This window comes from Pseudomonas sp. GW823-FHT02C02, assembly GCF_058797635.1.
In genome coordinates, this window is record NZ_JBXAJV010000001.1 from 240,705 (window position 1) to 252,195 (window position 11,491).

Sequence of the window (11,491 nt, forward strand, 5' to 3'; positions counted from 1 at the left end):
AGGTGACTGTCGGGTCACGTTCTCAGGCAGGTTTACCGCGTTATCGTTCTTCGCGGGCAAGCCTCGCTCCTACAAGGAATCGCACAACCCTGCAGGAGCGAGGCTTGACCGCGAAGAGGCCCTTACCGGCGCCACATCACCCTCAGGCGATGACGATCCCGGCGCCAGACAAACTGTCCAGCCCAACTCCCACCAACGTCACCGAATCCCCGCCAAACGTCAGCACCGTATCCTGTCCCACCGTCGTGGCATGAGCCCGATAGTCATCATTCGGCGCGACCCCCTGAACCCCGAGGAATACCAGCTTGTCGTTTGCCTGATACCCCACCACCCGGTCCTGACCAAACGCACCGCTGAACAGGAACGTATCAATCCCGCCCCCCGATTCCATCAGGTCATTCCCCGCCCCGCCCACAAACACATCGTTGCCCTGGCCGCCGATCAAATGATCGTTGCCGTCCAGACCGAACAACCAATCGCCCGTCGCATGCGCCTTGAGCGTATCGGCCCCCGTGCCGCCCTTCACCGATGACGCGTATGACGTCAGGTTGTTGCCGACGGCAAGTCCATTGGCCGTCACGCTGTGCGTCACATCATCCTTGAACAGCCCCCACAAGAACCCCGGTTCCTTGGTGACAATACTGCCGATGTCTCGGGTGATGCTGATACCGCCATTGGCGTCACGAACATAGAGGGTGCCGGCGCCGTCATTGGCAAAGTCGACATTCTTCACCGACTGCTGCAAGTCCAGCACGTTGTTGCCATTGCCTCCCAGCAGGATGTTGTAGCCGCCGCCGTCACGGAAGGTGTCGTTACCGTCACGCCCCTCCAGGTAGTCGTTACCCTTGCCACCCTGAATAAGGTCGTAACCGTCGCTGCCGATGATGAAGGTACTGCCCTTGTGGGTCTCGGCATTGCGATTGAGGTCCTGAACCCAGGTATTGGCGCGTGCCGGGTCCGAGAGATTGGCGACGACGATCGTCGAGTCCTTGCTGGTGAGGTCGTAGAACTTCGATTCGATCACCCGGTTCATGCCGTCGCCATAGGCGGTCGGCAAGTGCGAGATCCAGGTCGGGATGTTGAGGATGGAGAACGGCAGCACATTCCATGCGGTCGAGGCGTAGTGATCGTTGAAGCTGACGATGTTATCGGTCGCCGAGGCCTTGGCGGCATCGTGCACACCCACCGACGACAGGTTGAAGGATGAACCGTCGAGGGCCCGAAACACCGGGTCGTTTTCATAGCCGACATTGAGCACTTTGTCGGTGCTGCTCTGGGTCGGGGACGCGTAGGCGATGTAGTTGGAATCCTGGTAGAACCCGGACCACTTCTCCGCGCTCAAGTCCGCCAGGCTGTTGACCGCCAGCCCGCCGAGGCTGTGGCCGCTGACCAGCACGTTTTTGCCCGACAGGCCATTGGCCTGGGCAAATGCCATGACGTCGCCGAGCAGATTGCCGAAGGCTTCGCCCACATAGTTTTTCGCATAATCCTTGGGACCTAGCGCCGCCAGCAGATCGTTGATCACATCGCCGATGGAATCGCCGATCAAGATTTCCCGCGGGCCGCTGGTGCCGCGAAAGGCGATGCCGATTTCGCTGAGATGGCCTTGAGCATCGTACTTGCCGAGGATTTCGACCTGCGCGCTGGTGTACCCGGCCTTCTCGCCGAAGAACGTTCCGCGGGCGTCGACCTTGCCGTCATAACCTAGTTGCGAGGCCGTGATGGGCGTCCAGCCGGCTTTTTGCACGGCCTCCAGGGCGGCTTTTTCCGAATCGGGGTTCCAGGGAATGCCGGGGATCACGCCTTGAGAATCGGTGCCGCCCAGCAGCGCGGTAACCAAAGTCGCCGGCAAGCCCAGGCCGAAGCCGTTGTGCTGGTAGCCGGTGGCAAAGCCATTGTCGAGGTTGTGATAGGAATACAGCGTGATCGCCATCGCGTCGGTGAATAACGCTTTGGAATCGGCTGTGCCGAAGTTTTTGTAGTCATACACACCCATTGGTATTGCCTCTCTTTTGTTGGAATTGTCAGAGATAGCTCACAACCAGGACGCCTCATTCACGAGGCGCCCCAGAGCATTTAGTGCATGCAGCCTTTACGCAAACGTGATGCCTGACGCCGACAGGCTGTCCAGTCCTACTCCCACCAGGGTGACGGCAAAATCGCCCACTTTCAGCACCGTGTCATGGCCCGACTGCGAAGCGTGTTGCTTGTAGTCATAACCCTGCCCCGCGCCCTGAACGCCGAGGAACACCAGCTTGTCGTTGCCCTGGTAGCCATTGATCGCGTCGAAACCGAAGGCGCCGCTGAACAGGAAAGTGTTGTGGCCTCCCGAGGCCTGCATCAGGTCGTTGCCCGCGCCACCGACGAAGGTCACCTGGCTTTTGTCGCTGCGCAGCAGGTCGTCGCCGGCATGACCGAACAACCAATCGCCGTCGACGCTGGCCGCCAGTGTGTTGCCGTAGGCGTCACCGTTGAGCGAGTGGTTGTAGTGGGTCAATTCACTGCCGTTGAGCAAGCCATTGGCGGTGACGCTGTAAGTCACCTCCTTGCTGCCCCACCATGAACCCGACTCCTTGCTCACCAGCGAACCGATGTCGCGGGTCATGCTGATGCCACCATAGGCGTCGCGCACGTACAGGGTGCCGTCGCCGTCGTTGGCAAAACTGAAGTTCTGCAACGGCTTCTGCAATTCGAAGGTGTTGCTGCCCTTGCCGCCCAGCAGAAGGTTGTAGCCGCCGTCGTCGCGCAAGCGGTCGTTACCGTCGCGACCTTCGATGAAGTCATTGCCGGCACCGCCCTTGAGCAAATCGTCGCTGTCGGTGCCGATGATGAAGGTGCTGCCGGTGTGGGGTTCGCCGCTGCGTCCGAGGTCCTCGACCCAGGTGGTACCCCGGGACGACTCCGCCAGGTTGGAGACGATCAGCGTTGAGTCCTTGTCGGTGAGGTCGTAGAACCGCGAGTCGATCACCCGGTTCAAACCGTCGGCATAGCCCAACGAGCCATGGGCTGACCAGTTCAGCGGATTAAGGATGCTGAATGGCACCAGGTTCTGCGCGGTGGACGCGTACTGGTCGTTGAAGTTGACGATGTTGTTGGTCGCCGAATTCTGATGACCGTCGTGCTTGCCCAAGGACCCACTGCTGAACGTGGTGCCGTCGAGCACCCGGAACACCGGGTCGTTCTCGTAGCCGATGTTCAACACGTTGTTGCCGGTGGCGCTCTGGGTCGGTGAGGCGAACGCGATGTAATTGGCGTCCTTGTAGAAGCCGCCCCAGTTGTTGCCGCTCAACTCGGCGAGGCTGTTGACCCCCAACCCGCCGAGGCTATGGCCGCTGACCATGACATCCCTGGCGCTCAGGCCATGGGCGATGGAAAACGCGGCAACGTCCTTGAGCAAGTTGTCAAAGGCGTTTTTCGCGTAATTCGTCGCGTAATCCACCGGGCCGACGGCGGCCAGCAGGTTGTTCTTCATGTCGCCGAAGGTGTCGCTGTACCCCAGGCCTCCGGTGCCCCGGAAGGCAATGCCGATACCGATCAGCTTGCCCGCCGTGTCGTACTTGCCGAGCACTTCGGCTTCGGCGCTGGTGAAGCCGTCCTTCTCACCATAGAAAGTGCCCTGAGCGCCGACCTTGCCTTGATAACCCAGTTGCTTGGCGCCAATCGGCGCCCACGCGGTGGCCGGCAGTGGCTGACCGGTTGGCGTGTACGCATACAGCGTCAGGGCGATGGCGTCGCTGTACAGCGCCTTGCCGTCAGCATTTTTGTAATCAAACAGTCCCATGTTGTTTGCTTCCTTTGCGTTAAATCAGAACTGCCAGTCGAGTGTCAGACCTACACCGTGGTCTTTTTCGTTGGAGCCCAGCAGTCCGTTGTAATCCAGGCTCACACGCACATCTTTGGCCACCGCCAGACCGGCGCGCGCACCAATGACGGCGGCGTTACGATCCAGAGACACGCTCTGCACGCTGAACCCGGTGTTGCCGTTGGCGAAGGCCAGGTGGTCTTCGGAACGGGTGCTGCTCAGGTTGTGCTGCCAGCCCAGGGTGCCGGACAGTTCCAGTTGCTGTTTGTCCGACAGGGCAATGGCTTTGCTCGCCCGCACACCGAGGGTCGAGAGCACGGCGTCGCGGTTGTCTTCGCCCCCCTTGAGCGCGGCGGCATCGCCTTTCTCGGTGAAGCTGTCGCGGTTGAGGTGCACGTAAGCCAGGTTGGCAAACGGTTCCAGGGCCAGCGGTTGCAGGTCCAGGCGATACGCGGCTTCGGTAAACAGCTGGGCGGTGGTCGCATCGCGTTTGGATTTCTGTTTGCCGCTGACGTCACCGAATTGCAGGTCACGTTTCACATCGATGCGATGCCAGCTATAAGCGCCGCCGACACTCAAGCGCAGTGCATCGATTTCATGGCCCAGGTAGGCGCCCAAGTGGTAGCTGTCGACCGAGGCCGACGAATGCGTGCCATCGCCCATGCTCAACGAGCTGTCGCTATACCCGGTGACGAAACCGAGCCGCGTATCTTCAGTGATGAGACCGTCGACACCGGCCAGCAAGCCGCCGATGGAGCTGGTGGAACTGGCGTTGTCATGCCCGCCGTCGCTCTTGCCCCAGGCGCCGAGGACTTTGACCCAGGTATTGCTGCGGTCATCGGTGGGTGCCGCGGCATCGAACAGATCACGCTCACGCAGGCGTTCGCCGACGGCATCGCGCAGGTAACGGCTGTCGTTGATCAGCAACGTGCCGATCGCCGGATGAATCTCACCGGACAGTTGCTGGAAGGCTTGTTGCGCGACGGCAGCGGTTGGCGACAGCAACAGGGTTTCATAGAGCGGATTGCCCGCGCCCAGTTGCTCGGCAGCGGCAGCCACGGCATGTTGGTTCGGGGTCTGGCCGATGCTGGCGAAGGACGCGGCGTTGCGCTCTACCGCCAGTTGGATGCCAGTAGCCGAGTAGTCGAGCGCGCCGCCGATGAACAGGTAGTTCGGCAGGACTGCGCCAAACCGCCCTTCGATGCCGCCAGCTGCTTGCAGGATGTTGTATTGATTGCCAAGCAGCGATTGCACGTCGCTGGTGGTCAGCAAGGTCGGGCTGTTTTCCAGGGACAGGCTGACAGTCGCGCCTTCGATCACTGCTTTACCGCCCGCGATGATCTGGTCGCTGCTGGTCGGCGACAATTCCACGGCGTAGGTCGAGCCCGGCTCGAACGTCACGTCACCCGCGACCTGCAAGGTGCCGATGGAATTGCCGGGGGCCACGGTGCCGCCGCTTTTCGCGGTCAATGCGCCGATGCGGCCGTTACCGCCGAGGATCCCGCTGTCGTTGACGGTGACCGCCGAGAGCAGCGAGCCGTTGATCGCCAATCGACCCTGATTGACCAGCGTCGGGCCGGCGTAAGTGTTGGCGCCGGTCAGCACCAGCGTGCCGATGCCCTGCTTGGTCAGGCCGCCGTGGCCGGAAATGTCGTTGCGCCAGACGTCCCGGCCACACTGCACGTCATTGCACACGCGCTCGGTCGGTTTGCCCGCATCGATAATCGCGCCGATGCCGGGCAAGTCCGCGACAAACTGGCTGGAGCCGTAGGCGCCCTGGATGCGGAACTCCTCGGGTATGTCTTGCTCGGTGACCAACATCGCCGGGCCATCGATGCCTTTGCGCAGGTTGATCATGCCCCAGCCATACAGCGCGTCGACACCCGGTGCGCCCATGTCGGTGGCCGTGGTGCGCAGCACGCTGGCAACCTGGGCGCCAGTCATGTACGGGAAGCGTTCCATCAGCACCGCCACCGCGCCCGCGACGTGCGGCGCCGCCATGGAGGTGCCGTTTTTGTTGGCGTAGCCGATGGTCATGTTATCGGCATTGGTGCCGCCGATGACTGCACTGAAGATCTTGCTGCCCGGTGCCGACACGCAGAAACTCGCGGTGTAGCCGCAACGCGACGAGAAGATGCTGATGTTGTAGAGGTCCGGGCTGTTGAGGTCCGGGTTCTTCTGCAAGGCCGCGACGGTCATCCAGTTCGGTGCGATTTCGGGGACGAAATAACCGAGGCCGGCAATGGCATCCGGGTTGTTGAGGTTGTAGTCGTTGCCGGCGGCGAAGATCGTCACGATGCCGCTGCGAGCGGCCGCGATCGCACCGTCATAGGCACCGCCCTGGCGCGTGCCGAGGATGGGTTGGATCTGATTGAATTGCAGTTGCGCGTCCTGCACGGTGAAGTGCGGATACGCCGGGTCGCGGCCGCCCAGGTCGAAGCGATCGGTGATGCCGATGCCCCAACTGTTGTTGATGATCCGCGCCCCGCTGGCGATCAATGCATCCCAACCGGCCTTGTACACCGCGCCGTCGTTGCCGAGGATGATCCCGTCTTCGGGGCCCGGGTCGCCGTTGTCGGCACTGATGATTTGCGCGTTGTACGCCACCCCGTGCATTGGATTGCCGTCACGGCTGCCCGCCGCGATCCCGCCGACGTGAGTGCCGTGGGAGCCGAGCTTGCCGTCGTAGCCGACCGAGGGCGAACCGTCATACACAAACGCATCGCCGGCTTTGACCGGGATGTACGGGTCGGTGTATTCGCGGATACCGCGGGTGACCAGCGTGACGACCTTGTTGGCACCGGAAAACTCCGGATGCTGGGCGTAAACCGGTTGATCGAAGATCCCCAGTTTCACACCTTTGCCGCTGTAACCGGCGGCGTAGGCATCCTGGGCATTGATGCCGCCCAGGCCCCAGTCAGCGTTGAACTCAGCGCTACGCCAACTGTTGGGATCGCCTGCTTTGCCGCTTTCCACGTAGGGCACCGCTTGTGCGGTGCCTACTGAAGCCAGCGCACAAAGCAGGGCTCGGTTGAGTGCTTTCAAGGCGAATAAGTTGTTGTTCTTAACTTTCATACAGCGACCATCCTTAGTTGTCTTGCCAAAATCTCTGTGGCGAGGGGGCTTGTCGGAACGCCACATCGTCCCGTTCGGCTGCGCAGCAGTCGCGAACCCGGCTGATGCGTTTTGTCTGCCAAATCACCGCTGCCTGTTTTGGGGCGGCTTCGCCACCCAGCGGGAGCAAGCTCCCTCGCCACATTTAATGTTTGCCACGTTTTTTGTTCGTGTTTTTAAAACTGCCAATTGAGGCTTAGCCCTACGCCATGGCTCTTCTCGCGGCTGGCCAGTTGGCCGGTGTAATCGAGGTTCACGCGAATGTCCCGGCTCAGGGCCAGGCTGGCATGCGCGCCTACCAGTGCCGCGTCACGTACCATTGGCGTCCCTTCCACCGAGAACGCCGTGCTGCCGCTGGCAAATGCCAGATGTTCTTCAGCATCGGTATTACTCAGGTTGTGCTGCCAGCCGAGACTGCCGCTCAGGTCTAGTTGCTGCTGGCCGGACAGATTCACCGTTTTCAATGCGCGCACGCCCAGGGTGCTGAGCACCGCATCCCGCGTGTCGCCGGTGCTTTTCAGTGCGGCGCCATCACCTTTCTCGGTGAAACCCTCGGTGTCGAGGTGCACGTAGGCCAGGTTGGCGAAGGGTTCGAGCGCGAGCGGTTGCAGATTCAGGCGATACGCCGCTTCACCGAACACTTGAGTGGTGCCGGCATCGACCTTGGCTTTCTGCTTCGCGCTGACGTCGCCGTATTGCAGGTCACGTTTCACGTCGGCACGATGCCAGCTGTAGGCACCGCCGGCACTCAGGCGCCAGGCGCCCAGTTCGCGGCCGGCGTATGCACCCAAGTGATAGCTGTCGACCTTGGCCGATGAATGCGTGCCCGAGCCCATGCTCACCGAACTGTCGCTGTAACCCGTGACCAGGCCGATCCGGGTTTGCTCGTCGATCGCGCCATCGACACCGGCAAGCAAGCCGCCGATCAAGGTGGTGTAACCGGCGGTGTCATGGCGGTCATCGGTCTTGCCCCAGGCCCCAAGCGCCTTGATCCAGCCATTGCTTTGCGCGCCTTTGGCGTCAACCAGTCGCTCACCGATTGCATCGCGCAGGTATCGACTGTCGTTGATCAGCACCGAACCCAACGCCGGGTAGATTTCCCCCGACAACTGCTGGAACGCCTGCTGTGCGGACGTCGCGGTGGGCGACAGCAACAGGCTTTCGTACACCGCATTCCCCGCCCCAAGCCCTTCCACGGCGGAAGCGACGGCGCGCTGGTTCGGCGTCTGGCCGACGCTGGCGAACGTCGTGTCGTTCCGCTCCACGCTCAGTTGAATACCGGTGGCGGCGTAATCGAGGCTGCCGCCGATGAACAGATAGTTGGGCAACACCGCACCGAACTGACCTTGAATGCCGCCGGCCGCTTGCAGGATGTTGTATTGCTGACCGAGCAGGCTTTGCACTTGTTGAGTGCTGAGCAAGGTCGGGCTGTTTTCCAGTGACAGACTGACCGTCGCACCGCTGACCGTGGCCGTGCCGCTCGCAACGATCCGGTCGCTGTCGGTCGGAGACAGCTCCACCGCGTAAGTCGAGCCGGGTGCAAACGTGACGTCGCCGGCGACCTGCAAGGTGCCAATGGAATTGCCCGGCGCGACGGTAGCGCCGCGATTGGCCGTCAGATCCCCGACTCGTCCTGAACCGCCCAGCGTGCCCCCGTCATTGACGGTCACACTGGATGCCAACGAACCGTTGACCGACAGCAGGCCGCCATTGACCGTGGTTGGCCCGCGATAGCTATTGTCACCAGTCAGCATCAAGCGTCCGGCTCCTGACTTGATCAGGCTGCCTTCGTAGACCCGAGTGGTGGCGGCAAGATCGCGGGCCATGCCGACGGCGTAATCCGTCTGATCCTGCTGACTGGCACCGGCCGGTACGCCATTCTCCCAGCCCTTGGTCCTCAACGTCTGTTGCCAGGCACTGCGTTCGGCCGCGTCTTCACTCTGCCGCTGGATCAGCGCGTTGTCCGAGATGTCGTTGCTCCAGACATCGCTCTGCCCTGCCCCCAGATTGGCGTCGAAGCGCCCGAGCAATTGCCCCGGCCCGCGCATCGCCCGTTCGAGGTTAGCCACGCCCCAGCCGACCCGGGTATTGGGCGCCTGGGTGACGGAACCGTCGAGTTGGGTGGCGGTGGTCAACAGGGTTTCCAGCGCCTGCTGGTTGGTCATGTACGGATAGCGTTCCATCACCAGCGCCAGCGCGCCGGTGGCATGCGGCGCGGACATGGACGTGCCGGACTTGATCGCATAACCGGCGTCGGGAATGGTGCTGTCGATCTTCGCACCGGGGGTGGTGATGCACCAATACTTGGCGATTCCGCACTGGTTGTACTTTTGCTGGTTACTTTGATCCAACCCCGACACCGCCAGCCAGTGGCCTTCCAGGTCCGGCTGGAAGTAAGGCAAGGCTGAACGCACGCTGGCATTGGGGTAACCGCTGTTACCGGCGCTGAACACATTAATCACACCGCGACGGGAAACGTCAGCCGCCGCATCGAGCCAGGTGCCTTTGTTCCAGTGCTGGGCGTAGGCGGCGTGCAGATCGTCGAGGGTACGATAGCTGACGTCCGCTGGCTGGCTGCCCCAACTGTTATTGATCGCCCGCACACCGGCGTCGGCCAAGGCGTTATAGACCGCTTTGAAGTAGCGCGGATCCGGATTGGGGCCGAACAGAAAACTGTCGTTCTTGTTGGTATTGCCGACGTAGACCTGCGCGTTGTACGCCACACCGTGCATGCCGGTGCCATCGCGGGAGGCGCCAATGGTGCCGGCGACATGGGTGCCGTGGGAGTCGTTGTTGGCGTTGAGGGTGCCGTCGACATTGAACAGTGAACCGTCGACGTAGCTGCCGCTGGCCAGCACCGCGTGGTAACGGTCTGTGGCGAATTCGGGATGGGCTGCATCGAAGCCTGAATCGAGTTCGCCGATTTTCACACCCTTGCCGGTGATGCCAGCGGCGTAGGCCTGGTCGGCCTGCATGCGGGCCAGTCCCCAGTCCCGCTGAAATTCCACCGAGCGCCAACTGGCCGCATCGCCCAGGGTGCCGTTTTCCTGATAAAGCGCCTGGGCCGAGCCTGGCGCTACTGAAATCCAGAGCAATAACGTGCCGACCGACATCGGCTTGATCTGTACGTCCATGTCAACTTCTCGCTTTTTTGGCGTTTTTAGAATTCTGGTTGCCCACTAGGGGCTGCAACGCAAAAGCTCAAATCATTGAGATCTCGGGCCTTGACCGAATGCCTCGTCCACCTTGGCCAGATCCTGCTCATTCAAGGTCCCCGCGTAGTAATGCAACTTGGTCCAGGCCATCAGGTAGTCGTACCTTGCCTGAGCCAAATCCCGGCGGGTGGTAAATAGTTGTTGTTCGGCATTCAACGCATCCAGGTTCACCCGCTCACCGCCCAGGATGCTTTGCTTGGTCGAAACCACCAGCGCTTCCGCCGATTTCAGGGCTTTCTGATAAGCACGCAACTTGTTCACCCCCGACAGGCAGGCACTGAATTGCCGACGCAGCTCGATCAGGGTTTCACGGGTCTTGCCGTCCAGTTCGTACTCGGCCTGTTCCATGGTGCGGCTGGCCTGACGGGTCGACGCCGACACCCCGCCGCCGGCGTACAACGGCACGCTGACTTCAATGCCGATGGTGTTGGTGTCGTAACGCTGGTTGTAGGTATTGCCGCTTTCCGATTCGTTCTGGCGCACCGAAGCGTAGGCACTGACTTTCGGCAGGTGTCCGGCGCGGTTGCGTTCGACTTCATACCGCGCGACTTCCACCGCCTGACGCTGGGAGGCCAGGTTCGGGTTGTTGGCCACGGCCATCTCGTGCCAGGTGTCGTAGTTGGCCGGCAGCAGGCTGAAGGTCTGGAAGTTCTGGTCCAGTGGCGCCAGATCGGTGATGTCGACGGCCGGCACACCAATCAGCGCGCCCAGTTCGCGCAAGGACGCGTCCTGCTCGTTGCGTGCCTCGATTTCCTCGGCGGTCGCCAGTTCGTAGCGAGACTCGGCCTCAAGAATATCGGTGCGCGTGCCCTCGCCCTGGCGGAACATCTGCTCGTTCTGCTGGAACTGCTGTTCGAAGGCCTTCTTCTTCGCCAGCGCGATGTCGATCTGATCCTGGGCGAACAGCGCATTGGTGTAGTTTTCCAGCACACGAACCAGCAATTCCTGGCTCTTGCCGCGGAAGGCTTCGTCGGCAAACAGCGACTGCGCCACGCCTTTGCGATACCCCGCGTAGGCTTCGTAATCGAGCAACGGCTGTTGCAGGGTCAGGTTCGAGCCGTAGCTGCCGTAGTTGCGGTCCTCGGTGAAGTCCGGCCGACCTTCATTGATTTGGGTGACCTTGGAGGTGTTGCGTCCCTTGTTGTAGGTGTAACCGATCCTGGGCAACAACCCGGCCCGGCCTATGATGCGGTTTTCAAGGCCGGCATCGCGTTCCTTCATGGCGCCAAGGAATACCGGGTCATTGCGCAACGCTTGCTCGTAGATATCGAACGGCCCCATGGCGGCCATCGCACCGTTGCACGTCAGCAACGCCAGGGTGGCTGTGAGCATTGAAAGCTTATTCATACAGCCGAACATC

At 61.5% G+C, this 11,491-nt stretch carries 5 protein-coding genes; all 5 read right to left on the minus strand.

Annotated elements, in window-relative coordinates; translation table 11 throughout:
- Positions 1-142: 142 nt before the first annotated feature.
- The 5 genes from AC1ROI_RS01070 to AC1ROI_RS01090 all read right to left on the minus strand — a co-directional run bounded on the left by AC1ROI_RS01070 (position 143) and on the right by AC1ROI_RS01090 (position 11,490).
- Entirely contained in the window at positions 143-1,996 is a 1,854-nt protein-coding gene (locus tag AC1ROI_RS01070; protein ID WP_207255382.1) for a polyurethane esterase, read from the minus strand.
- 96 nt (positions 1,997-2,092) lie between these two features.
- Positions 2,093-3,781 carry a polyurethane esterase gene (locus AC1ROI_RS01075; protein ID WP_102593479.1) on the minus strand — a complete coding sequence of 563 codons (1,689 nt, stop codon included), beginning with the start codon at positions 3,779-3,781 and terminating at the stop codon, positions 2,093-2,095.
- Between the two features lie 24 nt (positions 3,782-3,805).
- Positions 3,806-6,877 carry an autotransporter serine protease gene (locus AC1ROI_RS01080; protein WP_102593480.1) on the minus strand — a complete coding sequence of 1,024 codons (3,072 nt, stop codon included), beginning with the start codon at positions 6,875-6,877 and terminating at the stop codon, positions 3,806-3,808.
- A gap of 215 nt (positions 6,878-7,092) precedes the next feature.
- Positions 7,093-10,050, minus strand: coding sequence for an autotransporter serine peptidase EprS (gene eprS / locus AC1ROI_RS01085; protein ID WP_102593481.1), 2,958 nt, complete (start codon positions 10,048-10,050; stop codon positions 7,093-7,095).
- A gap of 72 nt (positions 10,051-10,122) precedes the next feature.
- Complete coding sequence (locus AC1ROI_RS01090) at positions 10,123-11,490, minus strand: TolC family outer membrane protein (RefSeq protein ID WP_102593482.1); 1,368 nt, start codon at positions 11,488-11,490, stop codon at positions 10,123-10,125.
- Between the last annotated feature and the right edge of the window lies 1 nt (position 11,491).